This is a genomic window from Sporosarcina jeotgali, from assembly GCF_033304595.1.
Taxonomy (GTDB): Bacteria; Bacillota; Bacilli; order Bacillales_A; family Planococcaceae; genus Sporosarcina; species Sporosarcina jeotgali.
In genome coordinates this window covers 66552-90000 of record NZ_CP116341.1, presented here as the reverse complement: position 1 = coordinate 90000, position 23449 = coordinate 66552, and the positions used below count along the sequence as shown (strand labels likewise).

The window sequence follows — 23449 nt, the reverse complement described above, 5'->3', positions numbered from 1 at the left end:
AAGCTCCCTTATGCCTTTGCACTCTACGAATGATGTCCAACCATTCTGAGGGAACCTTTGGGCGCCTCCGTTACTCTTTAGGAGGCGACCGCCCCAGTCAAACTGTCCGCCTGACACTGTCTCCTGCCCGGATCACGGGCAAGGGTTAGAAGTCCAATACAGCCAGGGTAGTATCCCACCATTGCCTCCTCCGAAGCTAGCGCTCCGGTCTCTCAGGCTCCTACCTATCCTGTACAGGCTGCACCGGAATTCAATATCAGGCTACAGTAAAGCTCCACGGGGTCTTTCCGTCCTGTCGCGGGTAATGCGCATCTTCACGCATATTATAATTTCACCGAGTCTCTCGTTGAGACAGTGCCCAGATCGTTACGCCTTTCGTGCGGGTCGGAACTTACCCGACAAGGAATTTCGCTACCTTAGGACCGTTATAGTTACGGCCGCCGTTTACTGGGGCTTCAATTCGAAGCTTCGCTTGCGCTAACCTCTCCTCTTAACCTTCCAGCACCGGGCAGGCGTCAGCCCCTATACGTCACCTTACGGTTTTGCAGAGACCTGTGTTTTTGCTAAACAGTCGCCTGGGCCTATTCACTGCGGCTCTCTCGGGCTATACACCCTACCAGAGCACCCCTTCTCCCGAAGTTACGGGGTCATTTTGCCGAGTTCCTTAACGAGAGTTCTCTCGATCACCTTAGGATTCTCTCCTCGCCTACCTGTGTTGGTTTGCGGTACGGGTACCTCCCACCTCGTTAGAGGCTTTTCTTGGCAGTGTGAAATCAGGGACTCCAGGGTATACACCCCTTGCCATCACAGCTCAATGTTGTAGAAACGGGATTTGCCTCGTTTCACACCTCACTGCTTAGACGCGCATGACCAACAGCGCGCTCACCCTATCCTTCTGCGTCACCCCATCACTCAAACGGTGGGGAGGTAGTACAGGAATATCAACCTGTTGTCCATCGTCTACGCCTATCGGCCTCGACTTAGGTCCCGACTGACCCTGAGTGGACGAGCCTTCCTCAGGAAACCTTGGGCATTCGGTGGAAGGGATTCTCACCCTTCTTTCGCTACTCATACCGGCATTCTCACTTCCAAGCGCTCCACCAGTCCTTCCGGTCCAGCTTCAACGCCCTTGGAACGCTCTCCTACCACTGACACCAAAGGTGTCAATCCGCAGTTTCGGTGATTCGTTTAGCCCCGATACATTTTCGGCGCAGCGCCACTCGACCAGTGAGCTATTACGCACTCTTTAAATGATGGCTGCTTCTAAGCCAACATCCTGGTTGTCTGGGCAGCGCCACATCCTTTTCCACTTAACGAATACTTTGGGACCTTAACTGGCGGTCTGGGCTGTTTCCCTCTCGACTATGGACCTTATCACCCATAGTCTGACTCCCAAACATAAATCATCGGCATTCGGAGTTTGTCTGAATTCGGTAACCCGGGATGGGCCCCTAGTCCAAACAGTGCTCTACCTCCGAGATTCTAACGTTTGAGGCTAGCCCTAAAGCTATTTCGGAGAGAACCAGCTATCTCCAGGTTCGATTGGAATTTCACCGCTACCCACACCTCATCCCCGCACTTTTCAACGTACGTGGGTTCGGGCCTCCAGTAAGTGTTACCTTACCTTCACCCTGGACATGGGTAGATCACCTGGTTTCGGGTCTACGACCCCATACTCATTCGCCCTATTCAGACTCGCTTTCGCTGCGGCTCCGCATTCTCTGCTTAACCTCGCATGGAATCGTAACTCGCCGGTTCATTCTACAAAAGGCACGCCATCACCCATTAACGGGCTCTGACAACTTGTAGGCACACGGTTTCAGGATCTATTTCACTCCCCTTCCGGGGTGCTTTTCACCTTTCCCTCACGGTACTGGTTCACTATCGGTCACTAGGGAGTATTTAGCCTTGGGAGATGGTCCTCCCGGATTCCGACGGAATTTCACGTGTTCCGCCGTACTCAGGATCCACTCTGGAGGGGATGAATTTTCGGTTACGGGGCTTTTACCCACTCTGGCGGACCTTTCCAGGTCGCTTCGCCTAACTCATCCTTTTGTAACTCCGTATAGAGTGTCCTACAACCCCAGGAAGCAAGCTTCCTGGTTTGGGCTTTTCCCGTTTCGCTCGCCGCTACTCAGGGAATCGATTTTTCTTTCTCTTCCTCCGGATACTTAGATGTTTCAGTTCTCCGGGTCTGCCTCGTATTTGCTATGTATTCACAAATACGTACCATCCTATTAAAGATGGTGGGTTTCCCCATTCGGAAATCTTCGGATCACAGCTTACTTACAGCTCCCCGAAGCATATCGGTGTTAGTGCCGTCCTTCTTAGGCTCCTAGTGCCAAGGCATCCGCCGTGCGCCCTTTCTAACTTAACCAAAAAGTTAACGTTCTTCTTTCAATCAGCGATGATTGAGAAGAAAGAACAAAAGAATCGCTGTTCGGCTCACTATAAATAGTGTCCGACTCGGTTGATTGTCTTGATTTGTTGCTTCAATGTTGTTTTATCCAGTTTTCAATGAACAAGTTTGAAGATATTCATCATAATCCAGCTCCGACTCCCTGATGCTCGAGATCATAAGCCAACTCGTCTACGTGGCAAAAATCGCCACTTCGTCGATCTGTCTTATGCTTGTCGCATCAAAACGGTCGTCTCCGCTTTTTGATGAACCTTCAAAACTGAACGCAAAATGTCAACGTAAGAACCAAAGGTTCTTTTCCGAATGTGCAGCTTCATCATCACGAGGATGTTCCACTGACATATATCCTTAGAAAGGAGGTGATCCAGCCGCACCTTCCGATACGGCTACCTTGTTACGACTTCACCCCAATCATCTGTCCCACCTTCGGCGGCTAGCTCCCCTAAGGGTTACCCCACCGACTTCGGGTGTTACAAACTCTCGTGGTGTGACGGGCGGTGTGTACAAGACCCGGGAACGTATTCACCGTGGCATGCTGATCCACGATTACTAGCGATTCCGGCTTCATGCAGGCGAGTTGCAGCCTACAATCCGAACTGGGAACGGTTTTCTGGGATTGGCTCCCCCTCGCGGGTTTGCAGCCCTCTGTACCGTCCATTGTAGCACGTGTGTAGCCCAGGTCATAAGGGGCATGATGATTTGACGTCATCCCCACCTTCCTCCGGTTTGTCACCGGCAGTCACCTTAGAGTGCCCAACTAAATGATGGCAACTAAGATTAAGGGTTGCGCTCGTTGCGGGACTTAACCCAACATCTCACGACACGAGCTGACGACAACCATGCACCACCTGTCACCACTGTCCCCGAAGGGAAAGACATGTCTCCATGCCGGTCAGTGGGATGTCAAGACCTGGTAAGGTTCTTCGCGTTGCTTCGAATTAAACCACATGCTCCACCGCTTGTGCGGGTCCCCGTCAATTCCTTTGAGTTTCAGCCTTGCGGCCGTACTCCCCAGGCGGAGTGCTTAATGCGTTAGCTGCAGCACTAAGGGGCGGAAACCCCCTAACACTTAGCACTCATCGTTTACGGCGTGGACTACCAGGGTATCTAATCCTGTTTGCTCCCCACGCTTTCGCGCCTCAGCGTCAGTTACAGACCAGAAAGCCGCCTTCGCCACTGGTGTTCCTCCACATCTCTACGCATTTCACCGCTACACGTGGAATTCCGCTTTCCTCTTCTGTACTCAAGTCCCCCAGTTTCCAATGACCCTCCACGGTTGAGCCGTGGGCTTTCACATCAGACTTAAAGGACCGCCTGCGCGCGCTTTACGCCCAATAATTCCGGACAACGCTTGCCACCTACGTATTACCGCGGCTGCTGGCACGTAGTTAGCCGTGGCTTTCTGACGAGGTACCGTCAAGGTACGGGCAGTTACTCCCGTACGTGTTCTTCCCTCGCAACAGAGCTTTACGATCCGAAAACCTTCTTCACTCACGCGGCATTGCTCCATCAGACTTTCGTCCATTGTGGAAGATTCCCTACTGCTGCCTCCCGTAGGAGTCTGGGCCGTGTCTCAGTCCCAGTGTGGCCGATCACCCTCTCAGGTCGGCTACGCATCGTTGCCTTGGTAAGCCATTACCCCACCAACTAGCTAATGCGCCGCGGGCCCATCCTGCAGTGACAGCCGAAACCGTCTTTCAGAGCTCCTTCATGCGAAGGAACTGATTATTCGGTATTAGCCCCGGTTTCCCGGAGTTATCCCCATCTGCAGGGCAGGTTGCCCACGTGTTACTCACCCGTCCGCCGCTAATCAAAAGGAGCAAGCTCCAATTGATTCGCTCGACTTGCATGTATTAGGCATGCCGCCAGCGTTCGTCCTGAGCCAGGATCAAACTCTCCATAAGTTCTGAGCGGCGATGCAAGGCACATCACGTCGTCAGCTTCACTCTCTCAGTCGGTCACGTACCTGAGTACGCTTCCTTCCTCGATCGTTCGCTTCCTAGCGCTGCACCTTACCTCACCACTCAGACAATCACTCATCAAATGAATGAATTGTAGTAGAGAATTGATTGCTCAATTCGTACTGGCATCATTTAAGATGTCTATCAGATCGATTAAGATCTGTTGTGTTTGTTCCACCGGCAGAACCGGTTTCCCAAACGATAATTCGTTGACATTTTGCTGTTCAGTTTTCAAGGTTCATAGTGTTTCGTTTGTGTGTCCAAGTTGTTTTGGCAACTTTTATATAATACCATACTGTACAATCCGCGTCAACCACTTTTTAAAAAGTTCGTTTCGCATAAGTGGCAGCACATAAATAGTTACGTCAAAAGCAACGTGTTCAAATATACCACGCATGGGAAACTAACGCAAATATTTTATCTTCAAATAAAAAAGTGCATCTCGGCAAACGAGATGCACCCCTTAATTTACAGTTAGTCCTTAGAACGCATCTGCGGGAATAGCAATACATCCCGGATGGATTGAGCATTCGTTAAAAGCATAACGAGACGGTCAATACCAATTCCAAGTCCGCCTGTTGGCGGAAGACCATACTCTAACGCTTCAATGAAGTCGTCATCCATTTCATGCGCTTCATCATTACCCTGTTCTTTTTCTACAAGCTGAGCTTCGAAACGCTGACGCTGGTCAATCGGATCATTCAGCTCCGTGAATGCATTCGCATGTTCACGGCGTACGATGAATAACTCAAATCGATCTGTGAAGCGACCGTCTTCTGGATTCTTCTTCGCAAGCGGTGAAATCTCAACCGGATGCCCATAGACGAATGTTGGCTGTACAAGCTGCTCTTCTACTTTTTGCTCGAAGAACTCATTCAGCACATGCCCAACTTCCATCGTCGGTTGTACATCTATGCCATGCTCCTTAGCAAGTGCATGCGCTTCTTCCTTCGTCATTTCCCTCCAGAAGTCTACGCCAGTATATTCCTTAACCGCATCCGCCATGTGCAGACGTTTCCAGCCAGGAGACACATCAATGATATCTTCTCCGTATTGCACCTTCGTAGTTCCTAACACTTCTTCAGCGATATGAGCAATCATGTTCTCTGTTAACGCCATGATGTCGTTATAGTCCGCATACGCTTCATATAACTCAATCATCGTGAACTCCGGATTGTGACGTGTCGAGATTCCTTCGTTTCTGAACACACGGCCAATTTCATATACTTTCTCTAATCCGCCGACAATCAAACGCTTCAAGTGCAATTCAATTGCGATCCGCATATATAAAGTCATGTCTAATGTATTGTGGTGTGTAATAAACGGACGGGCAGAAGCTCCGCCAGCAATCGAATGCAACATCGGAGTTTCAACTTCTAAGAACCCTTGTCCATCCAAATAACGTCGCATCGACTGAATAATCCGGCTGCGCAGGATGAACGTCTCTTTACTGCCTTCTGTAGAAATCAAATCTAAATAGCGCTGACGATAACGCTGTTCAATATCTTGCAGCCCGTGGTATTTCTCCGGAAGCGGACGCAATGCTTTTGATAAAAATGTGAACTCCGTCACCTTAATAGAGAGTTCTCCCACTTTTGTCTTGAAAACAGTCCCTTCAATACCGACAATGTCTCCTAGATCAGCCATCGTGAACAGCTTATACGCATCTTCTCCAATAGCATCTTGGCGTACGTAAATCTGAATCTGGCCGCCAAGGTCTTGAATATGTGCAAAACCAGCTTTCCCTTTACCGCGTTTCGTCATAATACGACCCGCAATTTTAGCAACATGCGGTGTTTCATCCAATTCTTCTTTAGATAACTCGCTATATGCTTCCGTCAACTCATTCGATAAATGAGTACGCTCAAACCGCGCACCAAACGGATCCAGTCCTCCGTTACGAATCTCTTCCATCTTCTGGCGTCTCACCTGAAGTTGGTCATTCAACTCTTCTATATTCGACATCCCGTTCACTCCTCTATAGTGTTCATACGCTATTCGCCTATTATAGTCCTATTGTACACAATCTTAGCCAGTAAAAAAAGCCGCTGGATAAGCGGCTTTAAAAACCAATTACATAGCTCTTCCAGATATCACTTGTTTATTGCCCGATATTACTGCCAGCAGCGTCTAAAACATCCCGTTACGGAAGTCCGCATTACTCAATTATTCTCTATAAGGTTTCCAAAGCTCTACTCCGCCGTCCTGCATCGCCTGTTCTTCACGGAATCGACGGCCTGTAATAGGATCGATGCATTCCGGTGCCAGTTCCGTTAACGGGATTAACACAAAAGCTCTGTCCTGCATCCGGGGATGCGGAATAGTAAGTGTCTCCGAGTCAATACTTTCGTCATTATACAGCAAGATGTCTAGATCTGCTGTTCTCGGCCCCCAGCGTATCGTCCTCACTCGGCCCAGCTCGCTCTCAATTCGCTGGCACTCCGCCAATAATTCAAAAGGCGTTAACAAAGTCTTTACACGGACAACTATATTTAAAAAGTCTGCCTGGTCAGTCACTCCTACAGGCGCAGTCTCATAGATAGATGACCTTTCAACCGATTCAATCCCTTCTGCAGCGCTCAGGGAAGTAACTGCCCGATTCAAAAACTCTTCACGATCCCCCATGTTCGTTCCAATAGATATAAACGCCGTATTCATGATAACCGACCTCGTTCAATTTCTACCGCCACGGACGAGTAATGCCCGGGAATCGGAGGATCTGGTTTCACAATCAGCACTCGAACACCTGATACTTGAGTTTTGTAATCTTCAAGCAGTTTACCGGCGATCCGTTCAGCGACCGTTTCGATGAGTTTAACAGGTTCTCCTTCAACAATAGACTGAACAACGGAATAAGCTTCCGCATAGTTCACCGTTTTGGATAAATCATCAGTTGTTCCAGCTTCCGCTAAATCGACCGCCATTGATACGGAAACGGTAAACCTTTGTCCAAGTACCGTTTCTTCAGCAAGTGCTCCGTGGTAGCCATAAAACTGCATTTCATTCAAATGTATAAAGTCCATCTGCGTTCCCCCTAGATCGTAATTTTCCGTTTACCTGCCAGCACATCCATCATGCGCACCATTCGAGCAATCGCCTTCACGTCGTGGACGCGCACAATATGACAGCCATGTTCGATGCCATAGCAAACAGTTGCCCCCGTCCCTTCCATTCGTTCATCAACAGGCAGGTCCAATACTTTCCCGATCAATGACTTCCTGGATGTCCCGAGCAGCACAGGATAACCAAGCGCCGAAAGCCTGTCCAGACTTTGCATAGCTTCTATGTTCTCTGACAAGTCTTTCGCAAATCCAATACCCGGATCCAGCCAAATATTGCACTCTTCTATACCGGCTTCACGCGCAATCGCGATACTTCCTTCAATATCTGCCAGAAATTCATCCTCAAAGGTCCCGTTATAGATAGCTTGTTCTCTATTATGCATTAATATAATTGGAGCACCGTACAGTTTCGCAACATCTGCAATCCGCGGCTCGCGCTTCGCCCCCCATATGTCATTAATAATGTGAGCGCCCGCTTTCATCGCTTCTTCCGCGACGGCTGCTTTATATGTATCAATTGAAATTACACAATCCAGCTCTTTTGAGAGCACTTCTATCATCGGTATTGTGCGTTCCAGTTCTTCCTCTAACGAAACCGGTGTATGACCAGGCCGTGTAGATTCTCCGCCAATATCAATTATTTTCGCTCCGTCCTTTAGCATTTCCGCTGCACGAAGAAGGGCCGTGTCCGTTTTGCTGAATTTCCCGCCATCTGAAAAGGAATCCGGTGTCACATTCAATATCCCCATAACAACCGTTTCCTTGGAAAAGTCGATTTCCGTCCCGCCCAGCCGGTACGGTGATTTAGCATAGTCCAACTCCATTATGTACATTCCCTTCCTTGCCATTCATCCTCAAACAGCTTTTTGTATCAGTTTACCGGTTACTCTCTCATTTTCCCACTGGAACGATATAAAAAAAGAGGAAGCATTTATGCTCCCCCTTGAATCTTCATTACTCTTCTTCAAACTGATAGAGCGGTGTGCTTAAGTACCGTTCCCCATTCGAAGCCAAAATCGCAACAACCGTTTTCCCTTTACCCAGTTCCTTCGCTGCTTTCAGTGCCGCAAACACCGCTGCTCCGGATGAAACCCCGCCTAGAATGCCTTCTTCCTTCGCCATCTTGCGTGCGTACTCATAGGATTCATCATTCGTCACTAGTGTAATTTCATCATAGATATCTGTATCCAGCACTTCGGGAATAAACCCTGCGCCGATTCCTTGGATTTTGTGCGGTCCAGGCTGCCCTCCTGAAAGTACAGGCGAATCCGTTGGTTCAACAGCAATAATTTTAACATCAGGGAACCGTTCTTTTAACACACTTCCGACTCCAGTAATCGTACCGCCAGTACCTACTGCAGATACAAATGCATCTACACGGTCGAGTGCATCCGCAATTTCAGGTCCAGTTGTGAGACGGTGCACTTCCGGGTTTGCTTCATTGTTAAATTGCTGGGGAAGGAACCATCCGTTTTCTTTAGACAACTGCTCCGCTTTTGCAATAGCACCTTTCATCCCTTCAGCTCCAGGTGTTAAAATGAGATCCGCTCCGTATGCACGCAACAAGTTTCTGCGTTCAAGACTCATTGTATCCGGCATTACAAGGACCGCTTTATACCCTTTAGCAGCTGCAATCATGGCAAGTCCGATCCCTGTATTCCCACTCGTGGGTTCAATCAAGGTACCCCCTTCTTGCAGCTCTCCCGATTTTTCAGCCGCTTGAATCATCGCTAATGCAATACGGTCTTTCACGCTGGAGCCCGGGTTGAAGTATTCTAGTTTTAAATAGACATCCGCATCATTCGGGCCTGTCAGGCGATTCAACTTTACCAAAGGCGTTTGACCGACTAAATCCGCAACAGAGTTTCCTACTTTCTTCATTTCCAACACTCCAATCCCTAGTTAATTGGTAGGTTTTATAATGTATTCAGTTTACAAGAGAAATGTGCCGTTTGTCAAACTATACAAATCTACAGTAAAGCGTAAAAAAAGCTCCGCTGCATGAGCGAAGCTTTTACTTTCCATAAAACCAGTGCGCATCGAACTCTTTCCAGAATGTTTCCGGTGTAACCGCTTGGGAGAGTTGCTGCAGAGCCAGTTCACTGCGTATATGTTCTTTAACCTCTTTTAGTTTAAATGAACGACCTTTAAGAACATCACCCACTTCAACAATCGCATACGTACCATCTGCAAGTTTAAATACGTCGCTTACGCCATCTTTTTTCAGCTTTTCTGCTGCGTTTAAAATAGCTGGGTCAATTTCTTCCGTGCGACTGCTGATATACCCGATATCGCCGCCAATAGAAGCGGAGGATGGCTCGATTGAACGTTCTTTCGCGAGAACGTCAAAACTTGAACCGCCTTTCAATTCTTTGAGCGCTTGCTTCGCCTCCGAATCCGTAGACGCCACTAGCAAAGAAGTTCGGTACGTCGTTGGAATTTCGAACTGATCCTCATTCTCTTTGTAATAACCTTTTACGGCTTTATCTTCAATCACAATATCTTTCGTCAACACACGGTTTAAAATGAGCTCAGAACGTACTTTCCTGCGCATTTGGTCTGCATCCAGACCGGTATACGCTTTTCCATCAATGGAAGAAAGCAGTGCTAACTCTCGGTCGATGTCTTCATCGGAGACATCGATCTTGTATTCCTTCGCAGCTGTTTCCATGACTTTATCATTCACTAAGTCAAGCAGCACTTCACGGCCTACCTTTTTTTCCATTGCCGTCATCCATTCTTCACGCTTGATTGGTTTTCCGGCAACAGACGCCACTTCTTCACCCGCTTGGAATGGACTTTCCGCTTTATCAGGAATGAGCCAGCCAATGAACCAAAACAGATTGCCCAGTGCTAAAATCGCAATCACCAGAACGAGAGGTTTTGTTTTTAATCGTCGTTTCTGAGGCTCGTTCACTCCCCGATTACGATCCAGACCGGATTTCATCGACAAATTCCTTTAACTCTTCTTTTGAATAGATGTATTTTTCCAGGCAGAAATGACATTCCGCCTCGGCCTGACCATCTTCATTCATCATAGAATTGATTTCTTCTTCCCCTAAGCTTTTAATCGCAGTCCCGAAACGTTCTTTCGAGCAGTTACAATCAAAGCTGACTTCCATTTGGTCAACGACTCGGACATTTTCCTTCCCAAGAACTTCTTCCAAAACCTCTTCCGGAGTCAGTCCGCGGTCGATCATTTTAGAGATCGGTTCCATCTGACTAATACGCCGCTCCAATTCCGTTATTGTTTCATCCGTTGCACCAGGCATTACTTGGAGAATGAAACCGCCAGAAGCTTTTACGGTGTTGTCCGGATTAACGAGCACTCCGAGTGCAACAGCAGAAGGGACTTGCTCCGAGACAACAAAATACTGCGTGAAGTCTTCTGCAATTTCTCCAGAAACGATTGGAGTTTGTCCTGTGAACATATCCCGCAATCCAAGATCCTTCACGACCGTAAGCATTCCTTCTGTTCCTACAGCGCGGCGGACATCCAATTTCCCGTGTGCATTCAAGTCGAAGTGCGTTTGCGGATTCAGCGCATATCCGCGAATATGTCCTTTTGCATCGGCATCTGACACAATTGCACCAAGCGGGCCATTTCCGTCCACTTTCACCGTCAGCTTGTCCTCACCTTTCATCATTGCACCCATCATGACAGTCGCACTCATAGTACGGCCTATCGCAGCCGTTGCAGTTGGCCAAGAATAGTGGCGGCGCTGCATTTCACTCACCGCTTCAGTAGTTCGCGCAGCATACGCCCGGATTGTACCGTCAAACGCTAACGCTTTTATAAGATAATCATTCATTTACCATTCTCTCCTTGTTGGTTACGTTCATGAATCAGTTTTAACCCTTTTAACGTGAGATAGTCATCCACAACATCGATTACATCTGTCTCTTTTCCGATAAGCGGAGCAAGTCCTCCCGTTGCAATAACGGTCGGCACCTTTTTACTTTCCGCTTTCATCCGACCGACAAGTCCTTCGACTTGGCCTACATATCCATATAGAATACCCGCTTGCATGGCAGAAACAGTATTCTTTCCAACCACATGATCCGGCCGGGTCAGTTCCACCCGCGGCAATTTAGAAGCACGGTCGAACAGCGCTTCCATCGAGATATTAATACCAGGAGCAATCGCGCCGCCCATGTATTCCGCGTGTTCGTTCACGTAACAGTACGTGGTTGCTGTACCGAAATCGACAATTATGAGCGGGCTGCCATATTCATGTATCGCAGCTACCGCATTCACGATTCGATCCGCACCGACTTCTCTTGGATTTTCATATTTAATGTTAAGTCCTGTTTTCACGCCAGGGCCCACGATGACAGGCTCCTGATTGAAATACTTTTTGCACATTTGTTCAAGCGGGAACATTACAGGCGGTACAACAGACGAAATGATAATACCTGTGATATCTGTAAACTCAAGTCCGACATGCGAAAATAACGCCTTTACTTGCATTGCATATTCGTCTTCTGTTTTTTGCCGGTATGTTTCCATCCGCCAATGATGCTTCAACTCCGTACCTTCATAGACACCGAGTACAATATTCGTATTACCTGTATCTAAAACTAAGAGCATGACTGATTCCTCACTAACCTCAATAGTCTTTTTTCCCTCACATCATACCACAAATCATTTCAAAAAAAACAGCTGACTGTCTTTTGACGGACAGTCAGCTGGTTATAATTAATCTCTTCGTTTTTCGTCAATCGAGTCAAGTGGCTCATTTGTTCCTTCGCTATCCGGTAAATCACCAACAGACGGATCTGCAGGAGCACCAGTAACATCAGGATTCGCATCACTTTCAGCACCCTCGCCAACTTCTTTACGCTCATACGGGCGGTCAGGAAGTGTACCGTGGTCTTTCAAGTGATTGATTTGTTCTGCATCGAGCGTTTCTACTTCTAGAAGCGTCTTCGCGATCAAATCGAGCAGGCTCCGGTTTTCGGTAAGAATCCGTTTTGTCCGCTCATACTCACCTTTGATAATTGACTGCATTTCCTGGTCAATTTCATAAGCAATCGAATCTGAATAATTCTGTTCGGAATTGAAGTCACGGCCTAGGAAGACGTTTCCGCCTTGTGCTTGACCAAACTGCATCGGTCCGAGCTTATCACTCATTCCGTACTCCGTTACCATGGAACGCGCGATACCGGTTGCCCGCTGGAAGTCATTGTGAGCACCTGTAGAAACTTCACCAAGAACAATTTCTTCCGATACGCGTCCGCCGAGAAGTCCTGCGATTTTGTCGAGGAGTTCCGGCTTCGTCATGAAGTAACGGTCTTCTTTAGGAAGCATGACAGCGTAACCGCCTGCTTGCCCGCGAGGCACAATCGTAACCTTGTGTACAATCTCTGCATCATCGAGCATAAGACCGACAACAACGTGACCCGCTTCGTGGTTCGCAACAATCTTGCGTTCTTTCTCAGAAATGACACGACTTGTTTTCGCGGTACCCGCAATAACACGGTCGGTCGCTTCGTCGATGTCCGACATATCGATTGTTGTTTTGTTGCGTCTTGCAGCAACAAGCGCTGATTCGTTCAAGAGGTTCTCCAGATCTGCACCCGAGAAACCTGGTGTCCGTTGTGCAAGTGCTTTAAGATTAACCGTTTCGTCAAGCGGCTTATTGCGAGCGTGTACTTTAAGTACCGCTTCACGCCCCTTAACATCTGGACGGCCTACAGTGATTTGACGGTCAAAACGACCTGGACGCAATAACGCCGGATCCAGAATGTCTGGACGGTTTGTTGCTGCTACGATGATAATTCCTTCGTTTTCGCCGAAACCATCCATCTCAACGAGCAACTGGTTCAACGTCTGTTCACGCTCATCGTGTCCGCCGCCGAGGCCTGCGCCACGCTGACGTCCAACAGCGTCAATTTCATCGATGAAGATAATACATGGTGCATTTTTCTTTGCATTTTCAAACAAGTCACGAACACGTGAAGCTCCGACACCCACAAACATCTCAACGAAATCAGAACCTGAGATCGAGAAGAATGGAACGCCCGCTTCACCGGCAACTGCACGAGCCAGCAAAGTTTTACCCGTACCTGGAGGTCCTACAAGAAGGATACCTTTAGGAATACGTGCACCAACGGCAGCGAATTTACGAGGATCTTTCAGGAAGTCGACTACTTCGACGAGCTCCTGCTTCTCTTCATCCGCACCTGCGACATCTGTAAAGCGTACTTTCTTACGGTCATCGGTATGCAATTTCGCTTTGCTTTTCCCGAAATTCATAACCTTGCCGCCACCACCGCCACCTTGAGCTTGGTTCAACAAGAAGAAGAACAAGATGATGATAATGATAAATGGCACTAGGCCGGTAAAGAATGAAACCCAAGCGCTTGTTTCTGGCGCTGGCAAAATTTCTACTTTCGCGTTCTTTGCAAGTGCAAGTTCGCGAATATCGTTCATTGTCATCTCATCATTCATCGGAACATTCGTAGTGAAAGTTGCATCGTCTTTCGCGTTTTTCATATGCCCTTTAACTTCTAACACTAGTTGGACAGGCTGAATTTCGACAGACTCTACTTTCTCTTGTTCTAATGCTGTGAGAAATTCGTCATAACGGATCTTTTCCATCTTTGGGTTCGGATTGTTCAGCGAACTGAAAATTCCCATGATCGCTAGAAAAATCAGCCCATATAATAGAAAGTATCGAAATATTCGATTCATCCCAAGCCTCCTCATTTCTTCAACAGAAAACTATTGACAATCTTATCACATATGCAATTTGAATCACAAAGAAAATGCCTTAAGAAAAAAGCCTTATGACACTTGTCTCTTAAAGGGTCCAAAAAGCACTTACGTCGTGTAGATTTCTTTCTTCAAAACACCGATGTATGGAAGATTGCGGTACTTTTCTGCGTAGTCAAGTCCGTATCCAACTACAAATGCATCTGGAACTTCAAAGCCTACCATGTCTGCTTTCAAATCAACCTTGCGACCTGTCGGCTTGTCTAGAAGCGTTACAATTTTAATCGACTTCGCTTTACGGTACTTAAATAGCTCTACAAGATACTTAAGTGTTTTTCCGCTGTCAATAATATCTTCAACGATTAAAATATCGCGGCCTTCTACACTCGCATTCAAGTCTTTGATGATTTTAACTTCGCCCGAAGAAACTGTTGCATTCCCATAGCTAGAAACATCCATGAAATCAAGTTCTATGTATGCATCGAACCGTTTAATAAGATCACTCATGAATGGCAAAGCGCCTTTTAGTACACCAATAGCAAGTGGAAACTTGTCTTGGTATTCCTCTGTTAACTGCTTGCCAAGTTCTGCTACCTTTTCTTGCAGTTGTTCTTCAGAGATCAGAACTTCTTGAATATCTTTTTCCAACATGAAAAAATTCCTCCTAAAATGTGTATGTCTGAAAAATGTACAGCAGTTACTGTCATTCAGGCCAGACCATCAACAGTATGTACGCCTGATCAGCAGACGTTTTTTTGGTAAATGAATCACTGTAACGAACGCCAGGAACGGCACAAATGTCTCCCTGCTCAGATACGATAACTGGCAGTCTGTCTCGCACCGATTGTTTTACTTTCTCATCAATCAGCAAACGGCTTAACCGCTTAGGGTGTTCCATTCCACTCAATCGAATCCGATCTCCGGATTGTCTCGATCGAATTAAGGAAGGAAGCCCACCATCTTCCGAATGAAAATAACGCCAGTCGGTCATATCGTCTAGCGTGGCTGTATCTACAGCGGAGGACTTGCACCAGCGCAGCTTCATTTGTCCCCATTGAACCCATTCATCCGGCGGAAATGGAACGACCCGATCTGCCGGATCTTCTTCTGCCTGAACAAACGTTGAAATCCCATAGTCCCTTTGCAGCAGCCACCTATTTGGAAGACTAATTAATGCACTTCCGGTGTCTGCTGACAATTGACGTATGAGCTGATTCAACAAGTCACTATTATAAATTGCAGGTATAGTTTCCCCATCGTAAAGATACTTTAATAGTAGAGGAACTACCCTCTTTTGTAAAGCCGGGTGCATAGACCGAAATTCAGCTGAATGAATAATCGGTATCCCTTTATCCGTAAAGGTTAAGAGGTGTTTCAGCTGTTCTTCTGCCAGACTCTCAAGAAAGGCATCTTCTTCTTGCAAAACACCTGCCATTCGTACAGAAGTCTCTGCTGCTGAAGGCTGTTCGTTCAGTAAAACAGGAACGATATGATGACGATACCGATTACGGGTATAGTCGTCTTTTTCATTACTTGGATCTTCTCTAAATGGCAAGCTATACTGTTCAGCATACGCATATAAGTCCGTTTTCATAAGTGTTAGAAATGGCCGTACCAGCTGCCCTGTGCCAAAAGGTCTGGTTATGGGCATACCTTGAGGCCGTTTACCTCTTGCAAGCTGCATTAAAATTGTTTCCAGCTGATCTTCCGCGTGATGAGCAACCGCAAGAACCGTAAACCCCTTCTGGCACATCGTTTCTTCGAATAATGAATAACGTCCAGTCCGGCAAACTTCTTGAAGATTCCCTCCATGTGCTTTCAACAAATCCGGAACCGGTAAAGTCGTCCCGTAGAATGGAACGGCGAGACGTTCGCAAAGTTGTTGAACAACCTTACCATCTGTTGCAGATTCTTCCCCCCGAAGACAATGATCAACGTGTATAGCTCCAACTTCAATCTCCAAACTCTTGCAGTACCTGCTTAAATAATGCAGCAGCACGACCGAGTCCACTCCTCCTGAGCACGCGACTAATACTCGGTCATCGTTACGCACTAATCGTTGCTGGCGGATGAAGGCCGGCACCTTCTTAAATCGATTCTCCTTCACCTGAACCACCTCCGCCATTTTCTCTCTTCATCCTACCACTTTTTGGCGAAAAAGTGAGGGTGTACGTACTTTAACACTCGACCACCTTGGCACAATGTGGTCCATTTTCATAACAAGTACCGTACGGTCGTCCGCCGTGGTTTTATATTTACGTTCCATTTCCCCCATAATTCGGTCTGCCAGTGCATCACACTCCAGTTCAGCATGAACGTCAAGCATTTGCCATAGAGACTTTTCTTGCTGTTCAAGCGGGATGTCTCCATTGAACATTCCATCTGTCATCATGACGATGATATCTCCCGACTTCAATTCTTCGTTCTTCGCTTCTACTGTAAAGGACGGTAAGAAACCGAATGGAACCGCTTTGCTGTCTACACGTAAAAACTCATCGCCCCGCTTAATATACGTACTCATAGATCCTGCTTTCCACGACCACAATCTTCCGTCTTGTAAATCGACAAGTGCTAAGTCCAGTGTCGCATACATATCATCCAGTCCATTCAATGCCATCATATAATGCAGCGTATGCATTGCTGTTTCCGGTCCCATTTTGCGGTCCAAACATTCGCGCATCAACCGAATGACTTTCTGGCTTTCATAGTAGGCGTTCATATCTTGTCCCATTCCATCCGATAGCAAGACTGCAGTTAAGCCATCATGTATCGGGAAAACTTCATAGGCATCCCCCGCGTAGAAAGAACCGCCTCCAGCCGTTGCCATAACACCATATTGCATAGAAAAACGAACTGCAGATGTGAAAGTTAACTGTAAATGGGCAAATGGCTGCTCTCTCAACAACGCCTTTTCTACTTGGAACGGCTCTTGATACATCTCTTCGAGTATCGGCAGAATCAGCCTTTCTGCTACAGTCGTATCGGTTTCAAAGGATGAACGTCTTTCCGGAATCGAACAAACGATGCGCATTGCCCCTTTTTCCTCCGATAAAATATCAATTTGGAAGAAGTCAATGCCCTGAGCTCTCAAGCTCTTGCCTAGTTCTTCTTCTGATGGCCGATAAATCGTCACGTCTTCTTTAATTTCATTCATCATATTCTCTAAATGGGTGCTCATATCACGCAATTGTAACGCGAGCATCTTTCGACCGTGCTGCAATTGACCCATCAGCAGCCGATCTGCACCGCGTTCTTCTAATTCTTCCAGCAATCCAGTATGGCGTACACATTTGTATCTGATTTTCTCTTCCACTCGATGCCGTGCTGCTTTTTTCGTGGCAGAATACGTTGACTCCCATTCAGACAGCAAATTAGGCATACTGTCGTCTTGTGATGCCCAGCATTTCGAGTAACGGAAACAAGATCGGCACGCACTGGGCGTTTCTTGTACTTGCTCCAGTTGGCGTGATTCTTGAACTGGGAACTGATCGTTCACCATTGTCGACATAAAGGAAGCAAATTGCTGGAAGTCCGTCAGTTGTTCATCCAACCTGCGTGCCAGCCATTGCTGGCGTTTTTCGGATAAATCCTGATGCTCCGGCACAAGGACTTCACGGACCGATGCGAGCCGTTTCGACGGAATCAGTAAAAATAGAAGCGTCGCCGCACCTATTGTCGCAAAATGGGTTTCATCAAGAGGCAGCGTCAAATCATATAATAGGAAAAAGACAGATGCAAACAGCCCTCCTGTTGCGACACCCAGCTTCCCGAACCCTTTCATAGATCCTGCAGCAAACCCAGTCATACCATAGACCGTCATCATCCCTGTAAACGACAGTTCCGCCATTCCCGTTATGGCTGCAATGAGCATGGCGATTGTCGTCGAAAATAACACGCCCCCTGTAAGAGCTGCAATTAAGATTGCAGTATAAAGTAATAACCCTGGAATTGAAATGTACCCGATAATTAGATTGTTCATTCCCGTTGTAGCCATAGCGGCGACGATACAGGCAGCTCCCAGTTGCTCTGCCCGCCACGGCGTATACAATAACTTGTCCACTTGCGGAAATGCCAGAAATAGAAAGAACGTCATGAGCAATGCGAGCAATGCCTCAAATCCGATTGCAAGCTGTATGTTTAGCGGCGGTTGTCCTGCATACATAATGAGCTGCCAGAATACTTGTGTAAAAATCACAGTTCCTGCAACTGTAAGAGGCACCGATTTCCGGGTAAACGGATGTCGAATGACAAGGTTGAATAGTAGTAATTGCAATATGAAGATAATAGATTGTCCCAGACCGACGAACAAACTTCCACTGATCCCGCCAATGAACACCGGAAGCATATACTTAGGATAGCGAATCGCAGCTAACGCCCAGACAGGCAAGAAAAACGGTACCGCTGCGTCAAACAGCACAGCCTGCGATAAAAAGAACGATCCGATTGTGAATAGAAACGTTGTCAATAAGTGCACTTTCCGTTGTAAGATTGACCCAACCACACCTTGAACTTGCTGACCCAGTGATCTCTCTGTATTACTGCTGATCATCTTCATTTCTCATTCCCCCTATGATCTATTGCCGTTAGTATACAGGCTAGTTGTCTAATAATTTGTCTGTTCCTGACACCTGGTCCTAAAAACATTTCGACTGTTTCCGGGGATGTTTTCTTTCTAGGGAGATTGTGTGTGATGATCCCCATTTCAGCGCAGTATGATTGGGTTTATAGGCGATTGCTTTTATATTTCAAGAAACCGTTGACAGATCAGAAAATAATCTGTATGATAAACAAGGTCGTGAACATCACGTTGACGAGCATTCCAACGGCGGCGTAGCTCAGCTGGCTAGAGCGTACGGTTCATACCCGTGAGGTCGGGGGTTCGATCCCCTCTGCCGCCATATAAAAATGTGTTGAAAAGGACTTGTCCACTTGGACAAGTCCTTTTTTGTGTTTGTGTGAGGCGGAATTGCTTAAGACTCTTGAAATTTGGCCATAACCCATGGAATGCGCTTATAAACTCAACAATGTAATCATAACTCACGCATTCCGCTCATAAACTCAGCTTTCTGATCATAACCCCCGCATTCCGCTCATAAACTCGGCTTTCTGATCATAACCCTCGCATTCCGCTCATAAACTCAGCTTTCTGATCATAACCCCCGCATTCCGCTCATAAACTCAGCTTTCTGATCATAACCCTCACATTCCGCTCATAAACTCAGCATTCTGATCATAACCCTCGCATTCCGCTCATAAACTCAGCATTCTGATCATAACCCTCGCATTCCGCTCATAAACTCAACAATCTGATCATAACCCTCGCATTCCGCTCATAAACTCACCATTCTGATCATAACCCTCGATTTCCGCTCATAAACTCAGCAATCTGATCATAACTACAGCTACCGAGCTTCCCCCATCAAGCACTTATTCAACTGCCTAAAAAATAAATTGGCAGCGCTTCGCTTATTTTCTATCAAATACTTTGCGCCAGTCAGCATTAAACTCACCCAGAATCGATTTATCCAGCAGTCTAATTGCCAACACACTAAAAAAAGCTGAGTGTGCGCAATTGCGCATCCTCAGCTTTTATCTATAAGACATTTTTTCCTGCATTGAAACAGCTCAACAGGGTCGTTTCCAACCGAAATAAAGCGTGTTAGCCTCTGCGTGCTCCGCGTCCTCCGCGTTTTGACTCAGTTGCTCGCTTAAGTGTTGTTAGACGTTCCTCGCTGTCCTTCATGAATTTCGCCATTTTTGTCTCGAAATTCTCTGGACGCTCAGGAGGACGTCCCCCACCCTGACGAGGGCGTGACGGTCGCTGCGGGCGCTGCGGCCGTTGTTCCGATTCCGGTTTTGCTTTCCGGATCGACAAGCCAATCTTGCCATCAGAACCGACGTTCATGACTTTCACTTCAACCATGTCGCCGACTTTTAAATGGTCATTAATATCTTTGACGTAGTTGTCTGCCACTTCACTGATGTGGACGAGTCCTGTTACGCCGGTTGGCAATTCAACGAATGCCCCAAAATTTGTAATCCCTGTCACTTTACCCTCTAATTTGCTGCCTACTTCAATTGACATAAAAAAAATGCTCCTCCTTAGAATTTAAGCGGGCTCCTGTTTCAGAAGCCTAGCAACCGTTTTTACGGGTCTTGCCTGCGCAAGATTCCTACTTTCATTATATCCAACAAAAAAAGAGTGTCAATAAGACTACTCTTTTCCGTCGTCTTTTTTGTTTAATTTTTTCTTCCCTTCCGGAAGGGAAAAGATAATTTCATTCTTGTTGGAAACGAAGTATTCCTTACGTGCAAGCTTTGCAATGTACTCTTCGTCATCCAGTTTCAACAACTGTTTCTTCAGTTGTTCCTGCTCACTAGTCTTAACGGCCAGCTGTTCGATCAGTTCCTGTTTTTCTTGTTGTTTTGAGGCCAACATCTTTTTCTGTTGGTGATTGTAGCTCGCAATGCCTCCGAATGTGACGACAACAATCATTGCAAAAATGAGCAGCTTCACTTTAAGCCGCTTTTTCTGCTTACGCCGCCAGTCCTCTTTTCGTTGCATGGAGCGGACATATTCAGTTTCAATCGATGCAACCGATGAGGAAGAAACCTTCCTAGCCTTTTGCTCCATCTCCTGCACATCCCCTCAATTACAATTTTACAGATATCTTAATTATATAGTATACGTTACTTTGGCTTTTTTTTGAAGTGATATCTGAAAAATCTATTGTAAATGAATTGAAAGGGCCGGAATACAAGCAAAATTATCGCTTGAATCACTCGGAATATATATCGGATGAACCAAAATAAAATCCGGAAAACGAATAGAATCGGACGGATGAGCACTGCAATAATAATTCTTCCTAAAAGTCTAAAGGGTTTATGGAAAACTGTTGCATACAGCAGCAATCCCGACAGTTGGGCGAGCGGGTCGTACATCCGCCACGCCCCATCTCGAAAAACAAACAACACAGCAAATGCGAAGCATCCTGCAAGCAGCCACCCCAGTGTTTCAAGCCAAATGGCGCTTTTGCGAATTATGGACGCCTTCCCTGTATTGGCAATCCCCGTTCCCAGCATATCCATGAATGCGCCTGCGATGATTCCCGTTCCCATCATCGCAAGCAAGCTCACAAACTGCGCGGAGATGCTCATCCGAACAATTTATGGAGGAAATTACGTGAACCTGTCTCTTCTTCATCGTACTGAAGCGTGGCAACAGATCCCTCAAGAGTGAGAAGTCCCTTGTCCACATCCAAGTGAACGATGCGTAATTCTTCCCCTTTAATGGTAAGCATCCCTTGCGATGTGCGGACTAAGAACTCTTCCTGGTCAAACCGGTCGATCGTTTTAACAGATGTAAGATCCATTCGTTTGCGGTTCCGCATGGTCACGACGTGATCACCGGATGGAATTGTGTAAGCTGGGCTTTCAGTTTGAATTTGCATAGTCTGTCCCCCTGTCTGATTTGTACACTGCCATCCTATGCGCCCGCAACAAAAAACATGACAGGAAATTTCCTGTCATGTCTAATCAGTCTTCATCATCTACAAATTCAGGGTCCACTTTTTCAAGTTTCTCTTCCTTCATGATCGTGTACATCATAGCAGCATCTTCTTTTTTCGTAGATGCCTTCAGCTCATTTACCTTAACCGTTACGATCTTTTGCCCGAAGCGAATGGCAAGTTCATTTCCCGGCGCCACATCAGACGACGCTTTCGCCACTTTGCCGTCAATCGTAATACGGCCCTGGTCCGCTACTTGTTTTGCAAGGGTTCTTCTTTTGATTAACCGTGACACTTTCAAGAATTTATCAAGTCTCATCTTGGTTTCCTCCAATTCGTTTTGCTTGCTGCCAAAATTCTTCAAGTTCATCTACTGTATAATCGTCAAACGACCCGCGGCCTGCTGTTACAGAACGCTCGATGTAAGAAAAACGATTACTAAATTTCTGATTGGCGTGCTGCATGGCTTCCTCAGGAGATAGTTTTAAGAAACGCGCGATATTCACAAGCGTGAAAAAGACGTCCCCGAGCTCATCTGTCCGTGAGTCCTGAGTTCCCTCTGCCACTTCAACCTTGAATTCCTGCCACTCCTCTTCGAACTTTTCAAACGCACCTGCAACATCCGGCCAGTCAAATCCAACTCGCGCGGCAGCTTTCTGGTAGTTGAACGACGTCAGAAGAGACGAACTGGATAACGCTTGCCCATCCAGCAATGAATCCTTCTTCGGTTTCTCTTCACTCTTAATATCTTGCCAGTTTTTCAAGACTTCATCAGAATCCGCCACTTCAATTTCCCCAAATACGTGCGGGTGTCTGCGAATCATCTTATCGCCAACTGCCTGCAAAATGTCCTCGATCGTGAAGTATCCATCATCCTCGCCGATTTGCGCATGCAAGAATACTTGCAGCAGTACATCACCTAATTCTTCAATCAAATCATTATCATCTTCACGGTCAATCGCGTCCAGCACTTCATGTGCTTCTTCAATCATGAATCGCTTCAACGATTCATGTGTCTGCTCGCGATCCCATGGACATCCTTCAGGACTCCGCAGTTTTGCGATAATCTCGCGGAATGTCTGCCATTCTTTTAAACGATCCGTCTGTTCAACGACGGGCGGCACGTAAACAGTCGTTAAATTATCGATACGTGTTTCCCGGTCCAGTTCAACTAGAGGAACGGTACGCACTTCTTCACCAGACGTGCCCGCAGCTGTCACGATTGTGACGGGATGGTCCACTGCGTACTTTTCCAAGAGCGTCAATTTCACGTCCGACGCAACGAATGAATCATACACTTGGCCAATCAGAACGTGCTGACGCATCTGCACATCGTCTTGACGTAACTCTGTGCCGTCTACTAACTGAAATCCTTCAATCGGATCAATCCGAAGCGCAGCAAATATTGGATCCAGGAAGCTATTCCCTCCTGCAATGTCGAGAATAGCCTGCCCCGTCTTTTCCCGCTCAATGAGCAATTGAACCGTCCGCTCCGCAACGAGTGGATGACCCGGCACTGCATACGTGACTGCATGTTCTTCCGCCATCTTCAATAACCGCTCTACGATTTCATCGTAAACTGCTTCAAACGCATCTTGAGATTCGTACACATTGTCAAAACTCGTCATTTGTACGCCTTCAGATTTCAATTCGTCTACCGCTGGATGCTGATCTGTACGGACAACGAGTGTCTGTGCAGCTTTTAGTTTACGATAAACACCAACGGAAAGCTGATCCAGTTCACCTGAACCAAGTCCTACAATTGTAATTGGATACATGCT

The 23449-nt window shown here is 46.8% G+C and carries 18 protein-coding genes, 1 tRNA gene and 2 rRNA genes (1 of these 21 running past the window's edge); 1 reads left to right on the top strand and 20 read right to left on the bottom strand.

The genetic code is table 11. The features are described from left to right. From PGH26_RS00465 to PGH26_RS00400, 14 genes are all read right to left on the bottom strand, one after another. A 23S ribosomal RNA gene (locus PGH26_RS00465) occupies window positions 1–2377 on the bottom strand; it reaches 555 nt to the left of the window's first position. 394 nt (window positions 2378–2771) lie between these two features. Then, window positions 2772–4323 (bottom strand): 16S ribosomal RNA (locus tag PGH26_RS00460). Together the 16S and 23S rRNA genes form the textbook arrangement of a ribosomal RNA operon. A gap of 531 nt (window positions 4324–4854) precedes the next feature. After that, window positions 4855–6345, bottom strand: a complete 1491-nt coding sequence (lysS, locus tag PGH26_RS00455; RefSeq protein WP_323692097.1) for a lysine--tRNA ligase — start codon at window positions 6343–6345, stop codon at window positions 4855–4857. Window positions 6346–6546: 201 nt separating this feature from the next. Beyond that, complete coding sequence (folK, locus tag PGH26_RS00450) at window positions 6547–7041, bottom strand: 2-amino-4-hydroxy-6-hydroxymethyldihydropteridine diphosphokinase (protein WP_323693436.1); 495 nt, start codon at window positions 7039–7041, stop codon at window positions 6547–6549. Further along, complete coding sequence (gene folB, locus PGH26_RS00445) at window positions 7035–7403, bottom strand: dihydroneopterin aldolase (RefSeq protein ID WP_323692096.1); 369 nt, start codon at window positions 7401–7403, stop codon at window positions 7035–7037. Before folB ends, folK begins: the two co-directional genes overlap by 7 nt. A gap of 11 nt (window positions 7404–7414) precedes the next feature. Next, on the bottom strand, window positions 7415–8266 hold the full coding sequence (gene folP / locus PGH26_RS00440; protein WP_323692095.1) for a dihydropteroate synthase: 852 nt from the start codon (window positions 8264–8266) through the stop codon (window positions 7415–7417). Window positions 8267–8396: 130 nt separating this feature from the next. Further along, window positions 8397–9323, bottom strand: a complete 927-nt coding sequence (gene cysK / locus PGH26_RS00435; protein WP_323692094.1) for a cysteine synthase A — start codon at window positions 9321–9323, stop codon at window positions 8397–8399. Window positions 9324–9456: 133 nt separating this feature from the next. Next, window positions 9457–10389 carry a peptidyl-prolyl cis-trans isomerase gene (locus PGH26_RS00430; protein ID WP_323693435.1) on the bottom strand — a complete coding sequence of 311 codons (933 nt, stop codon included), beginning with the start codon at window positions 10387–10389 and terminating at the stop codon, window positions 9457–9459. Continuing rightward, a complete protein-coding gene (gene hslO, locus PGH26_RS00425) occupies window positions 10367–11254 on the bottom strand; it encodes an Hsp33 family molecular chaperone HslO (protein ID WP_323692093.1) in 888 nt (295 codons plus the stop codon). Before hslO ends, PGH26_RS00430 begins: the two co-directional genes overlap by 23 nt. Continuing rightward, window positions 11251–12033, bottom strand: a complete 783-nt coding sequence (locus PGH26_RS00420) for a type III pantothenate kinase (RefSeq protein WP_323692092.1) — start codon at window positions 12031–12033, stop codon at window positions 11251–11253. The genes hslO and PGH26_RS00420 overlap by 4 nt, the downstream gene beginning before the upstream one ends. Window positions 12034–12141: 108 nt before the next feature. Continuing rightward, window positions 12142–14139 (bottom strand): ATP-dependent zinc metalloprotease FtsH, encoded by a 1998-nt coding sequence (gene ftsH, locus PGH26_RS00415; protein WP_323692091.1) that lies wholly within the window; start codon window positions 14137–14139, stop codon window positions 12142–12144. A 129-nt stretch (window positions 14140–14268) separates the two neighbouring features. Then, window positions 14269–14811 (bottom strand): hypoxanthine phosphoribosyltransferase, encoded by a 543-nt coding sequence (gene hpt / locus PGH26_RS00410; protein WP_025783719.1) that lies wholly within the window; start codon window positions 14809–14811, stop codon window positions 14269–14271. A 52-nt stretch (window positions 14812–14863) separates the two neighbouring features. Further along, on the bottom strand, window positions 14864–16267 hold the full coding sequence (gene tilS, locus PGH26_RS00405; protein ID WP_323692090.1) for a tRNA lysidine(34) synthetase TilS: 1404 nt from the start codon (window positions 16265–16267) through the stop codon (window positions 14864–14866). Between the two features lie 27 nt (window positions 16268–16294). Beyond that, a complete protein-coding gene (locus PGH26_RS00400; protein WP_323692089.1) occupies window positions 16295–18715 on the bottom strand; it encodes a SpoIIE family protein phosphatase in 2421 nt (806 codons plus the stop codon). Window positions 18716–18984: 269 nt separating this feature from the next. Here PGH26_RS00400 and PGH26_RS00395 point away from each other — a divergent pair. Then, window positions 18985–19058, top strand: a tRNA-Met gene (locus PGH26_RS00395). Window positions 19059–19819: 761 nt separating this feature from the next. Here PGH26_RS00395 and PGH26_RS00390 read toward each other — a convergent pair. The 6 genes from PGH26_RS00390 to yabN form a co-directional block, all read right to left on the bottom strand. Then, entirely contained in the window at window positions 19820–20245 is a 426-nt protein-coding gene (locus PGH26_RS00390; RefSeq protein WP_025783716.1) for a S1 domain-containing RNA-binding protein, read from the bottom strand. Between the two features lie 129 nt (window positions 20246–20374). After that, a complete protein-coding gene (locus tag PGH26_RS00385) occupies window positions 20375–20794 on the bottom strand; it encodes an FtsB family cell division protein (protein WP_323692088.1) in 420 nt (139 codons plus the stop codon). Between the two features lie 56 nt (window positions 20795–20850). Continuing rightward, window positions 20851–21318: a spore cortex biosynthesis protein YabQ gene (yabQ, locus tag PGH26_RS00380; RefSeq protein ID WP_323692087.1), complete on the bottom strand. Its 468-nt coding sequence runs from the start codon at window positions 21316–21318 to the stop codon at window positions 20851–20853. Further along, on the bottom strand, window positions 21315–21611 hold the full coding sequence (gene yabP / locus PGH26_RS00375; protein ID WP_191691794.1) for a sporulation protein YabP: 297 nt from the start codon (window positions 21609–21611) through the stop codon (window positions 21315–21317). Before yabP ends, yabQ begins: the two co-directional genes overlap by 4 nt. A gap of 85 nt (window positions 21612–21696) precedes the next feature. Then, window positions 21697–21987, bottom strand: a complete 291-nt coding sequence (locus tag PGH26_RS00370) for an RNA-binding S4 domain-containing protein (protein ID WP_323692086.1) — start codon at window positions 21985–21987, stop codon at window positions 21697–21699. Continuing rightward, entirely contained in the window at window positions 21977–23446 is a 1470-nt protein-coding gene (gene yabN, locus PGH26_RS00365) for a bifunctional methyltransferase/pyrophosphohydrolase YabN (RefSeq protein ID WP_323692085.1), read from the bottom strand. Before yabN ends, PGH26_RS00370 begins: the two co-directional genes overlap by 11 nt. Window positions 23447–23449: the final 3 nt, after the last annotated feature.